Genomic DNA, 17,697 nt, shown 5'->3' with positions numbered 1-17,697 from the left:
TGCTTGTTTGTCGCCGCCCCCACGGGCTATAACCCTGGGCTCAAGACGATGCAGCATGTCTCGCCGCCGGTCCAGCGGCAGCGCGCCGATGCGTCCCTGTCGCCCTCCCCGTACTCCGGATCCGACCCTTTGAGCAAGACCGCCCCTCTCGCCAGCATGACCGGCTTCGCCCGCACCGAAGGTGCGCTTGGCGGCATTTCGTGGATCGTCGAGGTGAAAAGCGTCAACGGCCGCGCCCTTGACCTCCGCACCCGCCAGCCCTCCGGCTTCGACGCCATCGAGGCGCTGGCCCGGACGGAGGTGAACCGCCTCATCCGCCGTGGCAACGTCACCCTGAACCTGACGGTCAACCGCGCCACCACCACGGCCCCCTTGCGCCTGAACCGCGAATTCCTGGCCCAGGTGCTGGAACTGGCGCGGGAGATCGAGGGCGCCGGCGCCGCCCCGCCCCGGCTGGACGCGCTGCTGGCCATCCGCGGCGTCATCGACACCGGCGAAGAGACGGAGCAGCCGGAGGAGCGGGCGACGCTGGAGGCCGCCATGGCCAAGACCGTGACCCAGGCCATCCAGGCGCTGTCCACCGCCCGCCTGGCCGAAGGCGCCCGCCTGGCCGAGGTGCTGGCCGGCCACCTGGATGAGATCGCCACGCTGACCGAGGCCGCCGCCAACACCGCCGCCCTTCAGCCGGCCGCCCTGCGCGACAAGCTGAAGACCCAGGTGCAGGCCCTGCTGGAGGCCGTGCCGGCCCTGCCGGAGGAGCGCCTGGCCCAGGAGGCGGCGCTGCTGATCGCCAAGGCTGACGTGCGGGAGGAACTGGACCGCCTGCGCGCCCACATCGCCCAGGCCCGCGACATGCTGGCCGAGGGCGCCGCCGTGGGCCGCCGGCTGGACTTCCTGTGCCAGGAATTCAACCGCGAGGCCAACACCCTCTGTTCCAAGTCCGCCGACGTGGAATTGACCCGCATCGGCCTGTCGCTGAAGGCCACGATCGAGCAGTTCCGCGAACAGGTCCAGAATATCGAATGAGCATGCCCGAGATGACCGCCGACACCCCATCCCCCGCCCTGCCCCCCTACATGCACCGCCGTGGCCTGATGCTGGTGCTGTCCTCACCCTCGGGTGCGGGCAAGACCACCATCGCCCGCCGCCTGCTGGAGCAGGACCAGGAGCTGACCATGTCGGTTTCCGCCACCACCCGCGCCAAGCGGCCGGGAGAGGTGGCGGGCGTCGACTATCATTTCACCAGCCTGACCGAGTTCGACCTGATGGTGAACCAGGGCAAGCTGCTGGAATACGCCAAGGTCTTCGACAACTACTACGGCACCCCGCGCGAGCCGGTGGAGCAGGCGCTGGCCAGCGGCCGCGACGTGCTGTTCGACATCGACTGGCAGGGCACGCAGCAGCTGAAGGAAAAGGCCCGCGACGACCTGGTCAGCATCTTCATCCTGCCGCCGTCGGCCCGCGAACTGGAACGCCGTTTGACCAGCCGCGCCCAGGACAGCCAGGCCGAGATCGCCAAGCGCATGAGCAAGGCGTCCAACGAGATGAGCCATTGGGCCGAGTACGATTACGTCATCATCAACAACGACGTGGACACCTCCGTCGCCAAGGCCCACGCCATCCTGACCGCCGAACGCCTGGTGCGCCGCCGCCAGGTGGGCCTGTCGGAGTTCGTGAAGGGCCTGCAGGCGGGGGTGTGAGGCGATGCGCCGCTACCTTTTGCCCTTGCTGGCGGTGGCGCTATTGGCCCTGATCACCGCCCCTTCCGTGATGCCGGCCGGCGCCGCCAACGCCGAGCCGGCGCCCCTGTCCACCTTCTTGGACGCCTATCTGAAGCTGCCGCCGGCGGCGGAGCGTAACCCGCAATGGCCGCCCTACGTCGCCGCTTCTGTGGATCTGGATAAGCGCGGTGGACAGGTGCTGGTCTATCTGGCCGGTCAGGAGTGGTGCGGCAGCGGCGGCTGCACCCTGCTGGTCCTGACGCCCGAGGGCGGCAGCTACCGCGTGGTGTCCAAAACCACCATCATGTCACCGCCCATCCGCGTGTTGGACCACGTCACGAATGGCTGGCACGACATCAGCGTCACCGCACGCGACCGGGGGGCCGTCACCCTGGCCTTCACCGGCACGCGCTATCCCGGCAATCCGTCGCTGGCCAGCATCCCCACCCTGCCCCAGGGGGCCAAAGGCACGGTGGTGATCGACTTGACTGCTGATCATCATCCCTACGCGCTGGCGGCGGGTCAGCCCTAAGCGCTACTCTGCGGTCCCCGCCGCCCGCACCCCCGCCAGGAAGCGTTTGGCCTGCTCTATCAGGGCGCGGCGGCGGGCGGTGTCCTCCGCGTGGCGGGCGGCCTCGGCGGCCACGTCTGAACCGCAGTGGGGACAAGTCTCCTCATGCGGCCAGATGTACTGGTCACAGCCCCGGCAGACGTCCAGCTTCGGCGGGGTGGTGCCGCCGCCGGCCGCGCGTTCGCGGGGGTGGATGTGCACCTGGGCGGGGTCGCGCGCCGGCAGGGGGGGCGCGTCCGTCACGCCGGGGATGGCCTCGGTGATCAGGGCGAATTCGCCGATGGCGAAGCTCTCCGGCGGCGCCTCCTTCACCTTCACCACCCGTTCGCGCAGGCCGTGCTTGGCCAGATCCAGCACCCGGTGATGGCAGTAGGGGTTGTTGCCCCGGCGGCCCAGCAGCGATTCGGACGTCCAGGTGCAGCCGGCGCGGCAGGCGTCGGCATAATAACAGGTGCGGCAATAGCCCCACATCTCGTCCACCGAGCGCAGGCGACCGAAGCTGATGCGCTCGGTATGGCGCCAGATGTCCTCCACCGTCATGTCGCGGACATGGCCGGCGGAATAGAGCGAGGTCGCCAGCGAGGGGCAGCCCTTGATGGTGCCATCGGCCTCGATGCCGATGGCGGTCTGGCCGGCGGCGCATCCGGTCCAGTGCATGGTCTCATCGCCATAGCCCCGCCACATGCGCTCATACGGGCCGAAATAGCCGATGTTGTTGCCCACGATCATCAGCAGGCCGCGCTCCGCCCCCTCCTGATACAGGCGGGCCAGCAAGGGCATGACGTCGATCAACTGATAGGGCTGCAACAGCAGGTCGGGATTGTCGACGGCATTGCCCATGGCCACGGTGAGCTGGATCTGCCAATGGGTGGCGCCGGCCTCGATGATGCGGTCCATCAACTCCGGCAAATGGGCCGGCGTCTCTGGCCCGATCTGGGTGTTGACTGACACATCCAGCCCGCGCGCCTTGGCCCTGCGCAGGGCGCTGATGGCCTGGTCGTAGGATCCCGGGACACCGCGCACCCGGTCGTGCAGTTCCGGCAAGCCGTCGATGGAGACACCCAGCCCTTGCAGGCCCGCATCCACCGCCTGGTCCAGCCGGGCATCGGTCAGGTTGCGGGCGCCGGTCTGGATGGCGGTGCGCATGCCATGGTCGCGGCAGCGGCGCACGATGTCGATCCAGTCGCGGCGCAGATACGCCTCCCCCCGATCAGGCTCATCTCCCGCGTGCCCAGGGCGGCCAGCTGGTCCACCAGATCCAGCGCCTCCGCCGTCGTCAGCTCATCAGCGCGGGGCCGGCCGGCGCGGGAACCGCAGTGCTGGCACTTGAGATTACAGGCCAGCGTGATCTCCCACACCACATGCACCGGCACCAGGTTGTGGTGGTCCTCCATCCGGCGGAAGCGGACGGGAACCTCCTGATCGGTGGGCGGCAAGGCGGACGCGCTGTTGTCCATGGGGGAAAGCCCTTGAAGAGTGTTGAAATGGGCCGGCACCCCGGGGGCGCCGGCCAGTCTCATGGATGGCACCAGGCTCAGGGCTTGCGCGCCTCGGCCTTGGCAATCTCCAGCTTCAGGTGCGTCAGCAGGGTGGGGATGTCGCCGTACTGCTGCACATGCGCCTCGGCCTCGGCGGCCAGCTTCTTCAGTTCCGACAGGTCGCCCTTGGCGATGGCGTCGGTGATGGCAACGCCGTACAGGTGGTGAATGGATGACATGGTTTTCCTCCGGGATTCAGTACTTGGGATCAGGGGGTGGGATCAGGGCTTGGCCGCTTCGGCCTTGGCGATTTCGACCTTAAGCAGCTGCAGCACGGCGGCGACGTCGCCATACTCCTGCAGGTGCTTTTCTGCCTCGGCGTGCAGGCTCTTCAGCTGCGTCAGGTCGCCCTTGGCGATGGCCTGAGTGGCGGCGACGGCGTAAAGGGGAATGTGACTCACAATATATCCCTCATAAGTTGTGGTTGCGGATAAAAAAAAGCCCCTTCCCAGCGGCGGGATCAGGGCGTTTTGCCGGCCTCAAGCTTGGCGATGGCCGCCTTCAGGTGAGTCAGCAGTGTCGGGATGTCGCCGTAACGCTGCACATGATCTTCGGCCAAGGCCTTGGCCCGTTTCATTTCCTCCAGGTCACCACTCGCGATGGCCTGGGTGATGGCAACGCCATAGGGCTGAATGATCGTCATTGTCTTCCCCATTGTTTGAAAGGTCGCGGAAGGCGCACGGCTGCGACCGCCCCGCCCGAAGGCGGGGGCCTGACATTACGAAATGATCAAAACAAGGCGGTCCCTGCGGGACCGGGGGGCGGGTCCAACGGATCGGCGCCGCCTCCCAAGCGGCAAGGTGGTCAGGCCACGGCTTCTTTGTATTCGCCAAACTTTTCTGACCTGAGACGCCCCATAAGTCAACTTAAATGATCGCAATGATCTGTTAATACAACCAGATGGAATCACTCGCGCCCCGGCCGCCAAATGGCACCGGTCAGGGCGGCGGTGATGCAGAGCGCAGCGGACGCGATGGAAGCCGCTGCCACCAGCGCGAACAAGGTGCCCAGGCTGGCGCCCAGACCCACGGCCAGCCATCCCACGCCCGCCGCGACAATCAGGCGCACCGTTCCAGCCAGGAAGGCCCAAAGGGGCCGACCGCCGCCTTGGGAGGCGAAACCCAGGATAAAGGTCAGGCCGACGGCGCCGTAGATTGGTCCCACCGTACGCAGATAGTGGGCGCCGTGGGCGAGCACGGCGGGGTCATGGCTGAACAGGTCGACCCAAGCGGATGGCCACAGCGCCACACCCAGCCCAATCGCCTCCGTCACCCCGGCGCCCATCAAGGCGCCGATCCAGGCGGCGCGACGGGCACGGGGGCCATCGCCCGCCCCCATGGCCGTGCCCACCAGGGTCAGCACCGCCGTGCCCAGGCCGAACAACAGTGGGATCAGCAGATAATCGAGGCGGGAGCCCATGCCGAAGCCGGCCAGCGCCTCAGTCCCGAAGCGGCCGACGGCGCCCGTCACCAGAAGGGTGATCAGGTTCAATTGCAGGGCGCTGAGGGCCGAGACGACGCCCACGCCCAGGATGTCCCGGAACAGCCGCCCCTCCAGCGGCACCCGGCGCAGGACCAGGCCCGACCGGCCGCGCACCATGTAGGCCAGCAGCCCCAGCGCCGCCACGGTGTAATAGCCGCTGACCGCCATACCGGCGCCGGCGACACCGAAGCCGTGGATGGGCCCGATGCCGAAGATCAGGAAGGGCGACAGCGGGATCATGACCGCCGCCCCCACCAGGGTGACCAGCGCCGGTACCCGCACATTGCCGATGCCGCGCAGCACGGCCGACATGAGGTTGATGATCCAGACCGGAATGGCGCCGGCGAACAGCCAGCCGGAATAGGACAGCGCCGCGTCCAGCGCCCCGCCGGTGCCGCCCAGCGTTCGATACAGCGCCGGCCCGCCCAGCCGCAGGGCCAGGGTGAAGACCAGGCCGAAGGCGATGGCCAGAACCAGGGCGTGGAACACCAGGGCATTGGCATCGCGCACCCGTCCCGCCCCCATGGCACGTGATACCGCCGCCGCCACGCCGCCGCCGATACCGCCGGCCGCCACCATGGTCATCAGCATGGACACCGGCAGCACCAGGGCCGCCCCCACCAGCGCATCCGTGCCCAGCGCGCTGACGTAATAGGTCTCCGCCACGCCAACGGCCGTCTGGATGACCAAGACCACGATGGTGGGTAGGGCCAAGCGCAGCATGGTGGGCAAGAGGGGCCCATGCAGCAGCGCGTGGCGGGCGGGCGGCGCGGGCTTGGCCTCCACCCGGTCGCTTTCCCCGGCCCCGGATAAGGTCTCCGCCGGCGCCGTGCCGATGTCGGTGGTCATGATTCTCGTCCCCATCTGGATGGAATAGGAGGATATGCTCTTAAATAGACGCATATACTCCTATCTGGCGCGTTGCGCCAGCGCCTGATAAAACAGCGGCGGAAGGAGAGCGGAATGAGTTTCGACCAGCAGCGCGACGGCGTCGCCCATTGCAACTGCGGCGCCCTACGGCGGGCGGCGCGGCGGATGACCAATTTCTATGACGCCAAGCTGGCGCCCACCGGTCTGCGCATAACGCAGTTCTCGATGCTGGCGATGGTGTACGAGGCCGACACGCTGTCGGTGAACGAGATGGCGGCGCGCCTGGATCTGGACCGCACCACCACCGGCAAGAATTTGCGCCCGCTGGAGCGGGAGGGCCTGATCCAGACCACCCCCTGCCCCACCGACCGGCGCAGCCATGAGATTACCCTGACCGACAAGGGCCGCGAGGCCCTGCGCGCCGGCACCCCCCTATGGCGGGAAGCCCAGCGGGAATTCGAGGCGGCCAATGGCGAGGACGAGGCGGCCGCCCTGCGCCAGACATTAGGCGGCCTGAGCATCCCAACCTGACCGGCCCGCCTAGAACGAGACGCGGCCGGTGAAAATCCAGGCGTGGTCCAAGGTCGGCGTCAGCGCCGGTTCGCGTTGCAGCGTGGGCGACACCGCGAACTGGTAGCCGAAGCCGAAATTGGCCTTGGAATGGCCCCCCAGCGGGAAGCGGCCGAAGATGATGCCGGGGGTCAGCAGTACCTGGTTCTTGCCGTCGCGCAGGCCGCCGGACCAATAGGTGTCGTTCACCTCCAGCTCCGGCCAGAAATAGTCGTCCAGGTGATACTGGAAGGTGACGTTGGTGGCCACCGCCCGGCCGATGGTGACCTCATGCGCCAGGGGCAGGGCGACACCCACGGTGCCCTGGACGTCGAACCGGCCGAAGCCCTTGCCGGCGGCCAGGGTGGGGGTGACCAGCCAGGCGTCGTTGGTGAACGCCTTGATGCCGGTGGGTGCCTGAAATCCCAGGAAGGCGGTGACGATGTAATCCCCGCCCCAAGGACGCTGAGGGTCCGCATTGGCGGACAGCAGGCGCTGCTTCACCAGCAGCACGGGATCGTCGCCAAAGCCCTGAACCGGCTTGATATTGGACCGCACCTGATAAGGCGGAATGTTCAGTACCACCTCGGTGGTCGCGGTCGGAATCAGTTCCAGGCCCTTGCCGCCGCCATAGTTACGGACCATGGCGCCGGTGCCTTGGTACTGGTTCAGTTGGTCGAAGCGGAACTCCTGCTCCAGCCGGGGGGTCACGGTGACCAGCGGCGTCACCCAGCCAGGCTGGTTGGATTGGGCCTGATCGACGCGGGCGTACCAGTTGTTGAAATAATCGCTGAGGACGTCGGTGCTCTGGGCGCAAGCCGTGCCGGTCAGCGCGCCAAAGGCAAGCACGCTTGACACCACAGCGCCTAAGGAGGCGTGGCGGATCATGATGAGGGTCCTTATGGGGCTTCGTTATATTTCCCCGTATATATCGGACCCGTTACCCCTCCGATTAAAATCGATTTTAATCAGGCGCTGAGCCGCGCGGTCCGCTGGAACGCCTGGGGCGGCTGACCGAAGGCGCGCAGGAAGGCGCGGCGCATGCGCTCCCGATCGCCAAAGCCGGTTTCGCGCACGATGATCTCGATGGGATGGCGCCCCTCCTCCATCAGCACGCGCGCGGCCTCCAAACGCAAATTCTCCACCGCCTTGGCCGGCGACTGGCCGGTTTCGGCATGGAAGGCGCGGCTGAACTGCCGGGGGCTGAGGTGCGCCACCTCGGCCAGCCGTTCCACCGACAGATCCTCCTTCAGGTTCTCGCGGGCGTAGCGCAGCACCGTCTGGATGCGGTCGGAGCGCGGTTCCAGTTCCAGCAGGGCGGAGAACTGGGACTGCCCGCCCGGGCGGCGGTGATACACCACCATCTTGCGCGCCACCGCGCGGGAGATGTCGGCGCCCAGATCCTCCTCCACCAGCGCCAGCGCCAGGTCGATGCCGGCGGTCATGCCGGCCGAGGTCCAGATGGGTCCGTCCTGGATGAAGATGCGGTCCTCCTCCATACGCAGGGTGGGGAATTCCCGCTGTAGGGCGCGGGCCACCAGCCAGTGGGTCGTAACCCGCCGCCCTTCCAGCAGGCCAGCGCGCGCCAGGATGGCGGCGCCCGTGCAAATGCTGGCGGTGCGGCGGGAGACGCGGGCCGCCCCGCGGACGAACACCGCCAGGCTGGCGGGCACCACAGCCAAGTCCAGGGCGCCGGCGACCATGAGCGTGTCATAACTGAGGTCCCCCGGCGGTTGGGCCTGCACCGCCACGCCGGAGGAGCTGGTCACCATCCCCCCATCTCCGACACCAGGTGCACGTCATAGACCGGCCGGCCGGCGAGGATGTTCGCCACCTCGAACACCGTGACGACCACGAGATCCAGGATCTGGAAACCGGGGAAGACGACGACACCGACACGGCGCATGGGGCTCTCCAGATCAGGGGATCAGGTCAGGGTGGGCAGCGATATGTCCTGAAAAGTGGCATCAATGACATTCGTGACAAGACCCTGCGCCGCTATCCTGCCCTTGTCAACGCCGGCGGCCCGCCGGTGTCCAAGCGAAAGGAAACCGGATCATGAGCACCATTTCCACCAAAGGCACCGCCCCGAAAGGCACCGCTGTCGTCACCGGCGCCTCCTCCGGCATCGGCGCCATCTATGCCGACCGTCTGGCCCGCCGCGGCTATGACCTGATCCTGGTGGCGCGTAACGCTGGCCGTCTTCAGGAGCGCGCCCAGCGCCTGGCCGCCGAAACCGGCCGCACGGTGGAGGTGCTGACCGCCGACCTGACCAAGGCCAGCGACCTGCGCGCCGTGGAGGCCCGCCTGCGTGAGGACGCCCGCATCACCGCCCTGGTGAACAATGCCGGCGTGGGCGCCACGGCACCGCTGCTGAACGCGGATGTGGACGCCATGGAGGCCATGATCCAGCTGAACGTCACCGCCCTGACCCGCCTGACCTACGCCGCCGTGCCCGGCCTGGTGAAGCGCGGCGGGGGCCTGGTGATCAACATCGCCTCCATCGCCGGCATCGCGCCGGAAATCCTGAACGGCACCTACGGCGGCACCAAGGCCTTCGTCGTCGCCTTCACCCAGTCGCTGCACCATGAGCTGGCGGGCAAGGGCCTGCGCGCCCAGGCAGTGCTGCCTGGCGCCACGCGGACGGAATTCTGGGGGGTGGCCGGCGTGCCGGTGGAACACCTGCCGCAGGAGATCGTGATGCCGGCGGAGGAGATGGTGGACGCCGCGCTGGCGGGCCTGGACCAAGGTGAACTGATCACCATCCCCGCCCTGCCGGATGCCGCCGACTGGCAGGCCTATGAGGACGCCCGCCAGAAGCTGAAGCCCAACCTGTCCCACGCCAGCGCCGCCGCCCGCCTGAAGCCGGCCGCGTAAGCGACAGCGCGAAACGAAGCGGGCCGCCCCATCACCGGGGAGGCCCGCTTTTTCACACCCATCAGTGGCGTGAGCCTTCACGCTGTAGGCCGCGACCGCGGCCGCCGGGGTTTCTGGGGAACAAAGTGGGCTGGAAACCGAGGACAGCCAAGGGCCGGATGGCCTGCCGGCGCCTGAGGCACGCTTAGTACACAGTCCCCGTCCCCGTCCCCATCTGGGTGCCCTGCTGCTGCGCTGCCGGGGTGGCCTGCACCCAGACGCTGCCGCCGTCGCCGCCGTCCAGCACGCCTTCGCCGCCCTTGGGCTCGGTGCCGGGGATGAAAGCTTCCCAGATGGCCTTGCGGTCGCCGGGTTCGGCCAGACGGCCGGTCTCGGGGTTGACGCGCACCAGGCGCACGCCGGGCGGCACGCGGAAGGGCAGCGAGGGCTTGTCGGCCAGCGCCGTCTCCATGAACTCCTTGAAGATGGGCACGGCGACCGAGGCGCCCGTCTCATGGTCGCCCAGGGAGCGCGGCTGGTCATAACCGGTGAAGACGCCGAACACCAGGTCGGGGGAGAAGCCGACGAACCAGGCATCCTGGCTGTCGTTGGTGGTGCCGGTCTTGCCGGCCAGGGTCTTGCCCAGCACCCGCAGCGCCGCCGCCGTGCCGCGATCGACCACGCCCTGCAGGATGTTGACGATCTGGTAGACGGTGCGGGGGTCCTCGATCTGTTCACGCGTGTCGGGCACATCCGGCACGGCGCCCACGTCGGCGCCTGCGGCGACGGAACCGGGCGTCAGCTGGCAGCCCTCGCAGGCCCGCTGGTCGTGGCGGTAGATGGTCTTGCCGCTGGCGTCCTGCACCCGGTCGACGAAGGTGGGGGTAATGCGCTTGCCACCATTGTCCAGCATGGCGTAGGCGGTGGTCAGCTTCAGCACCGTGGTTTCACCGGCACCCAGCGCCATGGACAGTTCCGGCGCCAGATGGTCGCTGATGCCGAACAGCTTGGCCTCATTCACCACCGCCGGCATGCCGATGTTCTGCGCCAGGCGCACGGTCATGACGTTGCGCGACTTCTCGATGCCCACGCGCAGCGGCGTGGGGCCATAGAACTGGTCGGTGTAGTTGCTGGGCCGCCACTTCTCCTGCCCCGGCCCCTGCTCCAGCGAGAAGGGCGCATCCAGCACCAGGCTGGAGGGGGTGAAGCCCCGGTCCAAGGCGGCCAGATAGACGAAGGGCTTGAAGGCGGAGCCGGGCTGGCGGTTGGCCTGGGTGGCGCGGTTGAAGGCGCTGATGCGGGCGCTGAAGCCGCCGCTCATGGCCAGCACGCGGCCGGTGCGCGGGTCCATGGCCACGACGGCGCCTTGCAGCTCGGGAATTTGGCGCAGAGCATAGACGCCGGGTATGGGCGCCGGTTCTTCCGCCTTCTGGCCCTTCGACGCCGGCTTGGCCTCCGACATTGCCGGTTCGACCATGATCAGATCGCCGGCGGTCAGGGCGGTGGCGCGCTTGGCCCAGCGCACATCGGCCGGCTGCAGCTTGCCCTGGCTGCCGTCCTTCAGGCCGATGGCGGCCTCTTCCCCATCGGCCTTCAGCACGACGGCCAACTGCCAGCGTTCGCCACCGGCCGGCGGGGTCGCCTTGGCCAGCTGGTCCTGCCAGTTGGCCGGGCCGTCCAGGTGGGCCACGGGCCCGCGCCAGCCCTTGCGGCGGTCGAACGCCTCCAGCCCATGGCGCAGGGCCTCCACCGCCGCCTGCTGCAGCTTGGGATCGAGGGTGGTGCGGATGGACAGGCCGCCCTCATACAGCTTGGACTTACCGTAGACGGACAGCAGCTCGCGCCGCACCTCCTCCACGAAGTAATCGGCATCGACCTGGCCTTCGGCATGACGGTCGCGGAAGGTCAGCGGCCGACCTTGCGCCTCCTTGGCCTCGGCGGTGGTGATGTAGCCATCCTCCGCCATGCGGCCCAGCACGTAGTTGCGGCGGGCGATGGCGGCGTCGTGGAAGCGGTCGCGGTAATAGCGGTCTGGCGCCTTGGGCAGGCTGGCCAGGAAGGCCGCCTCATCCACCGTCAGCTCATCCAGCGACTTGTTGAAGTAGTTCAGCGCGGCGGCCGCGACGCCGAAGGAACGGTTGCCGAGGAAAATCTCGTTCAGGTACAGCTCCAGGATGCGGTCCTTGGAGAGCGCATCCTCGATGCGGTAGGAGAGGATGGCCTCCTTGATCTTGCGGACGTAGCTGACCTCGTTGTTCAGCAGGAACAGGCGCGTCACCTGCTGGGTGATGGTGCTGGCGCCGATGGGCCGGCGGTCCTGCCCCACCCGTTCCACGTTGGTGGCCATGGCGCGGGCGATGGCCAGCCAGTCCACGCCACCGTGCTGGTAGAAGTTCTGATCCTCGGCCGAGACGAAGGCCTGCCGCACGCGCTTGGGGATCAGGCTGATGGGCACGAACACCCGCCGCTCCGCCGCGAACTCCGCGATCAGCCGGCCGTCGCCGGCCTGCACCCGGGTAGCCGTGGGCGGCTGGTAATCCACCAGCTGGTGATAGTCCGGCAGGTCGGCCGCGTAATGGCGATAGCCCAGGTAGAGGCCGACGCAGCCGGCCCCCGCCAGAATCAACAGCACGACCAACAGCTTGACGATAATGCGCATGGAACCGACCGACACCCGCAGGCGATGAGACCAAAAGACGGCGGCACCCTAGCAGGAAGCGCCCGCCCTGTCGCCGTCCGGCCGGCGGCGGCGCGCATGCCCCAGGCGCACGACTGCCGCCGGAAGCTAACGCGACACGATTATGGCTTATTTGCGCGAAGCGGGCCGTCGGGGCCCGAAATAACTGTCGATGGCGCGCACCATGTCGGCGGCGAAGCGCCGGCGGTGGCTGTCCGTGGTCAGCAGGCGGGCGTCGGTGGGATGGGACAGGTAGCCCATCTCCACCAGGATGGCCGGCACGTCCGGCGCCGTCAGCACGGCGAAGCCGGCGGAGCGCAGGGGCGAATTCAGCAGCGCGATATCCCGCCCCACCGACTCCACCACCAGGTTGGCCAGGCGCCGCGACTGGTTGCGGGTGTCGCGCTGCGCCAGGTCGATCAGGATGCTGGCGACCTGCGTGCTCTGGTCCGCCAGATCCAGGCCGGCGATGGCGTCGGACCGGTTCTCGCGCTGGGCCAGCATGTCGGCCTCGCGGTCGGTGGCCCTGTCCGACAGGGTGTAGACCGACAGGCCGCGCACGGACCGGCCCACCACGATGTCGGCATGCAGGGAAATGAACAGGTCGGCACCCAGCGCCCGCGCCTTGCCTGGCCGGTCACGCAGGGGGATGAAGACATCGCTGTCGCGCGTCAGCGCCACGCGATAGCGGCCGGTGGCCTCCAAGGCGCGGGCCAGCACCCGGGCCATGGCCAGCGTGATGTCCTTCTCATAGACCCCGGTGACGGCGGTGGCACCAGGGTCGTCACCGCCATGCCCGGGGTCCAGGACAATCAGCGGCGTCCGGTCGCGCAGGGTGGGCTTGGCCCCTGGCGCCGGCGGCACCACCACCACCGGGGCCGCCTTGGGCGGCGGCTCGGGCGGCAAGGCGCCGATGCGGTTGGCGGCCGGCACCACGGCCCCCCCGTCCCCACTGGTGACGCCTCCGGCAGGACGGCGACGGCGGGCGTTTCCTCCGTCCGGGCTGTCGGCGGCGGCGGCGGTGCGGACGGCCCGGCGACGGCGGCCATCAGGCTGCCAAGGTCGCCATGGGCCAGATCCAGCACCAGGCGGGGTGGATGGCTGTCCCGCGCCGGTAGGAAATCGGCATTGACCACGCGCGCCGGGCCATCGGTTTCCAGCACCACCTGGGCGGAGCCGGTCAGGCTGTTGGTCATGCGCACCGCCTTGACCAGGCCCCGGCCGGCGCCGGGCAGCGCCGCCTGCCAGGTCACGGCGGGCAGGTCGATCACCACCTGTGTCGGGCTGACGGAGGTGGTGACGTGGTAATCGGTGCGGGCGCTCATCTCCAACACGAAGCGGGTCTGGTCCCCCTGCAAGCCCAGTCGCACGGCCAGGACGGCGCTGCGGTTGGGGGCGGAGGGCATGCGCAACGACTGTGCCTGCGCCAGGTCCATGGCCCCCAGGGTGCCCAGGCTGCCGGCCGCCGCCGGAGAGACGGCACCGGGCGAAAGCAGGGCAAGCCCGGCCGCCATCGTCGCGCCCACCAGGATACCCGCGAGGGATGCGCGCCGCGTCCCCCGATATGCCAAGAACAGATGATGTCGACGCCCAAAGGCGGACAAGACAGGATCCCCCGAACGAGACGAGACGGGCTGTACCAGGGAGCGTTATACCGCCGCCGAATCAACCCCTTCAAGCATGATCATGAGATCCTGGCTAAGAAACGGCGGGCGCGCGGCGGTGTGGTGGCGGCGCCCGCCCCACCCGGCCCGTCCAAAACAAGGCCCGGTCGCGGCCAGTCGCCGAGGGCCATGATTCTTTTGATTGTAGTATGGGTCCCCCCGTGTTTATCTTGAAATCGCGACAACCAGTATCCTGGCCCGCCCCTCCCGGGGTGGGGGCGTCGCCCCCGGGTTCCGTGCCGCAGCCAGCCAAGTCCGCTGCGATGCGATCCGTGGGCGTGGCGCTTGAGGGGATGCTCGGTCCTGTGAAACCACGAAGCCGGTGCCGGCCCCCTGATTAAGGATAGGGGCTGGCGCCAGGTCCGTGTCGCCCGCCCCCCCGCTGGCCGCTTCCTGGAAGCGCCGTTTCGGGGTGTTCTTCCCTCGGCGGCGATGGGGATCCGACGCTTCGGCACTAAACGGTGGCACACCGGTGGGCCCGTCCGTCGTGCGGGCATGCCGTCCCTGTGCCATGAGGATAAAAAATGGCCAAGCGTATGCTTGTCGACGCCACGCATCCGGAGCAGACCCGGGTCGTCGTCGTCAACGGTAACAAGCTCGATGAGCTTGATTTTGAAATCGCCAGCCGGAAGCAGCTGAAGGGCAATATCTATCTTGCCAAGGTGATCCGGGTGGAGCCGTCGTTGCAGGCGGCCTTCGTGGAATACGGCGGCAATCGCCACGGCTTCCTCGCCTTCTCCGAAATCCATCCCGACTACTACCGCATCCCGGTCGCCGACCGCGAGGCTCTGCTGCGCGAGCAGGAGGAGCTGGAGCGGGAGCGCGAGGCCCTGGAGCACGAGGAGGAGGAGGCCCTGCACGCGGCGGAGCATCCGCCCCTGCTGGAGGCCGGCGCCGCCGCCGTGAGCTACGACGACGCCCAGGCCGAACCCGCCGCCGCCTATCAGGCGGTCGCTGACGAGGTGGGGGCCCATGAGACGGTGGCCACCGACCTGGTGGTGCCGGAGGGGCACCCGGAAGACGCCTACGTCCCGCCGGCTCAGCCGCTGACCATCGAGCAGCCCTACATCACCGAGGAACTGCCCGCCGAGCACGCCACCAGCGGCGACGCCGATGGCGAGACGGCGGAATTCGTCGAGGATGATGGCGAGGACGACGACACCGACGGCGACGCCGAGGGTGAAGAGGGCGCCGACGGCGAAGCCGCCGATGCCGATGGCGAAACCGGTGAAGGCGACGCGGCCCGCCAGGGCGGCGACCGCCGCCGCCATCGCGGCCGCCGCGGCCGTCGCGGCCGGGAGCGGGGCGACCGCAACGGCGACCGCGCGCCCCAGGAAAACGGCCACCCTGGCGAGGCCGCGCATGCCGAGGAAGAGGGCGAGGAACGCCGCCGTCCCCGCTCGCTGCGCTCCTACAAGATTCAGGAAGTCATCCGCCGCCGGCAGATCCTGCTGGTGCAAGTGACGAAGGAAGAGCGCGGCACCAAGGGCGCCGCCCTGACCACCTATCTGTCGCTGCCCGGCCGCTACTGCGTGCTCATGCCCAACACCCCCCGGGGCGGCGGCATTTCCCGCAAGATCACCAACCCGCAGGACCGCAAGCGCCTGAAGGAGTTGCTGGAGGAGCTGGACATTCCGAAAGGCATGGCCGTCATCCTGCGCACCGCGGGCATGGAACGGTCCAAGCAGGAGATCAAGCGCGACCTCGAGTACCTGATGCGTCTGTGGGACAACATCCGCGAGCAGACCATGCAGGCGGTGGCGCCGGCGCTGATCTATGAGGAAGCGAACCTCATCAAACGGTCCATCCGCGACCTGTACGCCAGCGACATCGACGAAGTGCATGTGGAGGGTGCTGCGGGCTACCGCACCGCCAAGGACTTCATGCGCATGCTGATGCCCAGCCACGCCAAGAAGATCCAGCCCTACACGGACGACATTCCGCTGTTCCACCGCTTCCAGGTGGAAAACCAGATCGACGCCATGTTCAACCCGGTGGTGCAACTGCGCTCGGGTGGATACATCGTCATCAACCAGACGGAAGCCCTGGTCGCCATCGACGTCAACTCCGGCCGCTCCACCAAGGAGCGGAACATCGAGGAGACGGCGGTGCGCACCAACCTGGAGGCCGCCGAGGAGGTGGCCCGCCAGCTGCGCCTGCGCGACCTGGCCGGCCTGATCGTCATCGACTTCATCGACATGGAGGACGGTCGCAACAACGCCGCGGTCGAAAAGCGCCTGAAGGAGGCCATGAAGGCCGACCGGGCGCGCATCCAGCTGGGTCGCATCTCCCCCTTCGGCCTGATGGAGCTGTCGCGTCAGCGGCTGCGCCCCAGCCTGCAGGAAATCAACTTCGAGCGCTGCCCGCACTGCGAGGGCACCGGCATGGTGCGGTCGCTGGAAAGCGCGGCCCTGGCCGTGCTACGGGCCATCGAGGATGAGGGCATCCGCCGCCGCTCCACCGAAATCACGGTGACGGCCGCCAGCTCGGTGACCCTGTACATCCTGAACCAGAAGCGCGACGCCCTGACGGCCATCGAGCGCCGCTACGGCCTGCGTGTCTTCCTGTCGACCGACGACAGCCTGGTGCCGCCGGACCACCGTCTGGAGCGCATCCGCGCCCGCACGGCCGCCGACGATCAGCCCGCCGCCGCCGTCAGCGCCGAGCGCATCTACGCCGAAACCGACCGCGCCTTGGAAAAGGCGGACGAGGTTGAGGACGAGGTCGCCGAGGAAGAGGTCGAGGAAACCACGGCTGAGAGCGGCAATGGCGAAGGCAACGGCCAGGATCGCCGCCGCCGCCGCCGCCGCCGCCGTGGCGGTGGGCACGAGCGGGGCGAAGGCGCGCCGCAGACCGCCGATATCCCCGAGGGGGAACAGTCCGCCGACGCGGCCATCGCCGGTGAAGGCGTCGAACCTGCCGCCAGCCAGGATGCCGATGGCGAGGGCGCCGAGGGTCTGGAGACGGCCGACGGCGATGACGCCAATGGTGAGCGCAAGAAGCGCCGTCGCGGCAAGCGCGGCGGTCGCCGTCGCGGCCGCCATGGCGCCGAGGGCGAAGGCACCGAGGGTGAGGTCACGGGGAGTGACACCTTTGAGGGCGACGATGGTGACGTCGTCGCGGCCGAAGGTGCGGAAAGCGACACCGTGATTGCCGAGGTGGATGCCGCCGTTCCGGTGCCCGCCACCGAGCCGGTGGTGAAAGCCCCGGTCGAAGCGGTGACGGCCCCGGTGACGGAGCCCGTCCCGGTCGATGCGGCCCCGGCCGCCGAGCCGGTCGCGGAGGAGGCCCCGGCCAAGCCCAAGCGCGCCACCCGTAGCCGCAAGAAGGCCACCCCCGCCGCCGAAGTCCCCGCCGAGGAAGCTCCGGTCGTGACCGAAGCCGCGGCCCCCGCGGCTGACACCGCGCCGGTCGCGGAGGAGGCCCCGGCCAAGCCCAAGCGCGCCACCCGCAGCCGCAAGAAGGCTACCCCCGCAGCAGAGGCCCCCACCGCCGAAGTTTCCGCCGAAGAAGCGCCGGTTGCCGAGGCGGCACCCGCTGCCCTGGCGCCCGAGGCGCCGGTGGTGACAGCGGAGCCGGCGGTAACGGAACCGGCGGCCGACGTGGCCCCGGCCGGCGAAGCGGCCCCCGCGGTGCATCCGTCGGTGGAGCTGAACCCGCCGGTGGAGCAGCCGAAAAAGGGCTGGTGGAGCCGCGTGCTGAAGTAAGCCCTTCTGGCCCTAGGCCCCTTCGGACAGAGGGCCTAGGGCCATAATCCTAAAAGAATCAG

16 protein-coding genes and 1 pseudogene are annotated in these 17,697 nt (G+C 68.7%); 6 read left to right on the top strand and 11 right to left on the bottom strand.

Features of this window, described 5'->3' with window-relative positions; genetic code table 11:
- The first annotated feature begins 156 nt into the window (after positions 1-156).
- From UCD39_RS07090 to UCD39_RS07080, 3 genes are read left to right on the top strand one after another with little or no spacing between them, the layout of a single operon-like run.
- Complete coding sequence (locus UCD39_RS07090; protein WP_330495503.1) at positions 157-1,026, top strand: YicC/YloC family endoribonuclease; 870 nt, start codon at positions 157-159, stop codon at positions 1,024-1,026.
- Between the two features lie 11 nt (positions 1,027-1,037).
- Positions 1,038-1,700 carry a guanylate kinase gene (gene gmk / locus UCD39_RS07085; protein WP_330495502.1) on the top strand — a complete coding sequence of 221 codons (663 nt, stop codon included), beginning with the start codon at positions 1,038-1,040 and terminating at the stop codon, positions 1,698-1,700.
- A gap of 4 nt (positions 1,701-1,704) precedes the next feature.
- Complete coding sequence (locus tag UCD39_RS07080; protein ID WP_330495337.1) at positions 1,705-2,253, top strand: COG3650 family protein; 549 nt, start codon at positions 1,705-1,707, stop codon at positions 2,251-2,253.
- Positions 2,254-2,256: 3 nt separating this feature from the next.
- Here the strand turns inward: UCD39_RS07080 and UCD39_RS07075 are convergent.
- From UCD39_RS07075 to UCD39_RS07055, 5 genes and pseudogenes are all read right to left on the bottom strand, one after another.
- Positions 2,257-3,686, bottom strand: a pseudogene (locus UCD39_RS07075) (GDL motif peptide-associated radical SAM/SPASM maturase).
- 140 nt (positions 3,687-3,826) lie between these two features.
- Positions 3,827-4,009 (bottom strand): DUF1843 domain-containing protein, encoded by a 183-nt coding sequence (locus UCD39_RS07070; RefSeq protein WP_145729397.1) that lies wholly within the window; start codon positions 4,007-4,009, stop codon positions 3,827-3,829.
- Positions 4,010-4,051: 42 nt separating this feature from the next.
- The gene (locus UCD39_RS07065; protein ID WP_330495335.1) at positions 4,052-4,231 is read right to left on the bottom strand and encodes a DUF1843 domain-containing protein; all 180 of its coding nucleotides are present in this window, start codon (positions 4,229-4,231) and stop codon (positions 4,052-4,054) included.
- A gap of 59 nt (positions 4,232-4,290) precedes the next feature.
- Positions 4,291-4,473, bottom strand: coding sequence for a DUF1843 domain-containing protein (locus UCD39_RS07060; RefSeq protein WP_040847170.1), 183 nt, complete (start codon positions 4,471-4,473; stop codon positions 4,291-4,293).
- Between the two features lie 263 nt (positions 4,474-4,736).
- Positions 4,737-6,161: an MATE family efflux transporter gene (locus UCD39_RS07055; RefSeq protein WP_330495334.1), complete on the bottom strand. Its 1,425-nt coding sequence runs from the start codon at positions 6,159-6,161 to the stop codon at positions 4,737-4,739.
- 114 nt (positions 6,162-6,275) lie between these two features.
- Between UCD39_RS07055 and UCD39_RS07050 the strand changes: the two genes are divergently transcribed.
- Positions 6,276-6,713, top strand: coding sequence for a MarR family winged helix-turn-helix transcriptional regulator (locus UCD39_RS07050; protein ID WP_330495333.1), 438 nt, complete (start codon positions 6,276-6,278; stop codon positions 6,711-6,713).
- A 9-nt stretch (positions 6,714-6,722) separates the two neighbouring features.
- Here the strand turns inward: UCD39_RS07050 and UCD39_RS07045 are convergent, their stop codons facing one another.
- The 3 genes from UCD39_RS07045 to UCD39_RS07035 all read right to left on the bottom strand — a co-directional run bounded on the left by UCD39_RS07045 (position 6,723) and on the right by UCD39_RS07035 (position 8,637).
- Complete coding sequence (locus UCD39_RS07045) at positions 6,723-7,619, bottom strand: hypothetical protein (RefSeq protein ID WP_330495332.1); 897 nt, start codon at positions 7,617-7,619, stop codon at positions 6,723-6,725.
- Positions 7,620-7,699: 80 nt separating this feature from the next.
- Positions 7,700-8,503, bottom strand: a complete 804-nt coding sequence (locus tag UCD39_RS07040) for a GlxA family transcriptional regulator (protein WP_330495331.1) — start codon at positions 8,501-8,503, stop codon at positions 7,700-7,702.
- The gene (locus UCD39_RS07035; protein ID WP_330495330.1) at positions 8,497-8,637 is read right to left on the bottom strand and encodes a hypothetical protein; all 141 of its coding nucleotides are present in this window, start codon (positions 8,635-8,637) and stop codon (positions 8,497-8,499) included. Before UCD39_RS07035 ends, UCD39_RS07040 begins: the two co-directional genes overlap by 7 nt.
- A 152-nt stretch (positions 8,638-8,789) precedes the next feature.
- Here UCD39_RS07035 and UCD39_RS07030 point away from each other — a divergent pair, with 152 nt between their 5' ends.
- Positions 8,790-9,608, top strand: a complete 819-nt coding sequence (locus UCD39_RS07030) for an SDR family NAD(P)-dependent oxidoreductase (protein WP_330495329.1) — start codon at positions 8,790-8,792, stop codon at positions 9,606-9,608.
- A gap of 184 nt (positions 9,609-9,792) precedes the next feature.
- Here the strand turns inward: UCD39_RS07030 and UCD39_RS07025 are convergent, their stop codons facing one another.
- From UCD39_RS07025 to UCD39_RS07015, 3 genes are all read right to left on the bottom strand, one after another.
- Positions 9,793-12,246, bottom strand: coding sequence for a penicillin-binding protein 1A (locus UCD39_RS07025; RefSeq protein WP_330495328.1), 2,454 nt, complete (start codon positions 12,244-12,246; stop codon positions 9,793-9,795).
- A gap of 147 nt (positions 12,247-12,393) precedes the next feature.
- Positions 12,394-13,128, bottom strand: coding sequence for an N-acetylmuramoyl-L-alanine amidase family protein (locus UCD39_RS07020; protein ID WP_330495501.1), 735 nt, complete (start codon positions 13,126-13,128; stop codon positions 12,394-12,396).
- The gene (locus UCD39_RS07015; RefSeq protein WP_330495327.1) at positions 13,077-13,778 is read right to left on the bottom strand and encodes an AMIN domain-containing protein; all 702 of its coding nucleotides are present in this window, start codon (positions 13,776-13,778) and stop codon (positions 13,077-13,079) included. Before UCD39_RS07015 ends, UCD39_RS07020 begins: the two co-directional genes overlap by 52 nt.
- Positions 13,779-14,452: 674 nt before the next feature.
- On the opposite strand from UCD39_RS07015, the gene UCD39_RS07010 reads away from it, so the two are divergent.
- Complete coding sequence (locus UCD39_RS07010) at positions 14,453-17,635, top strand: Rne/Rng family ribonuclease (RefSeq protein WP_330495326.1); 3,183 nt, start codon at positions 14,453-14,455, stop codon at positions 17,633-17,635.
- The last annotated feature ends 62 nt before the right edge of the window (positions 17,636-17,697 follow it).

Origin of the sequence: Nitrospirillum karajorum, from assembly GCF_036348415.1 — a bacterium.
Classification (GTDB): Bacteria; Pseudomonadota; Alphaproteobacteria; order Azospirillales; family Azospirillaceae; genus Nitrospirillum; species Nitrospirillum amazonense_B.
This window is presented reverse-complemented; position numbering and strand designations above follow the sequence as displayed.

Excerpts from the sequence above, each read along its gene's own strand:
- UCD39_RS07090 (WP_330495503.1), top strand. The coding sequence starts at position 157 with ATGACCGGCTTCGCCCGCACCGAAGGTGCGCTTGGCGGCATTTCGTGG.
- gmk (WP_330495502.1), top strand. The coding sequence starts at position 1,038 with ATGACCGCCGACACCCCATCCCCCGCCCTGCCCCCCTACATGCACCGC.
- UCD39_RS07080 (WP_330495337.1), top strand. The coding sequence starts at position 1,705 with ATGCGCCGCTACCTTTTGCCCTTGCTGGCGGTGGCGCTATTGGCCCTG.
- UCD39_RS07070 (WP_145729397.1), bottom strand. The coding sequence starts at position 4,009 with ATGTCATCCATTCACCACCTGTACGGCGTTGCCATCACCGACGCCATC.
- UCD39_RS07060 (WP_040847170.1), bottom strand. The coding sequence starts at position 4,473 with ATGACGATCATTCAGCCCTATGGCGTTGCCATCACCCAGGCCATCGCG.
- UCD39_RS07055 (WP_330495334.1), bottom strand. The coding sequence starts at position 6,161 with ATGACCACCGACATCGGCACGGCGCCGGCGGAGACCTTATCCGGGGCC.
- UCD39_RS07050 (WP_330495333.1), top strand. The coding sequence starts at position 6,276 with ATGAGTTTCGACCAGCAGCGCGACGGCGTCGCCCATTGCAACTGCGGC.
- UCD39_RS07045 (WP_330495332.1), bottom strand. The coding sequence starts at position 7,619 with ATGATCCGCCACGCCTCCTTAGGCGCTGTGGTGTCAAGCGTGCTTGCC.
- UCD39_RS07040 (WP_330495331.1), bottom strand. The coding sequence starts at position 8,503 with ATGGTGACCAGCTCCTCCGGCGTGGCGGTGCAGGCCCAACCGCCGGGG.
- UCD39_RS07035 (WP_330495330.1), bottom strand. The coding sequence starts at position 8,637 with ATGCGCCGTGTCGGTGTCGTCGTCTTCCCCGGTTTCCAGATCCTGGAT.
- UCD39_RS07030 (WP_330495329.1), top strand. The coding sequence starts at position 8,790 with ATGAGCACCATTTCCACCAAAGGCACCGCCCCGAAAGGCACCGCTGTC.
- UCD39_RS07025 (WP_330495328.1), bottom strand. The coding sequence starts at position 12,246 with ATGCGCATTATCGTCAAGCTGTTGGTCGTGCTGTTGATTCTGGCGGGG.
- UCD39_RS07015 (WP_330495327.1), bottom strand. The coding sequence starts at position 13,778 with ATGGCGGCCGGGCTTGCCCTGCTTTCGCCCGGTGCCGTCTCTCCGGCG.
- UCD39_RS07010 (WP_330495326.1), top strand. The coding sequence starts at position 14,453 with ATGGCCAAGCGTATGCTTGTCGACGCCACGCATCCGGAGCAGACCCGG.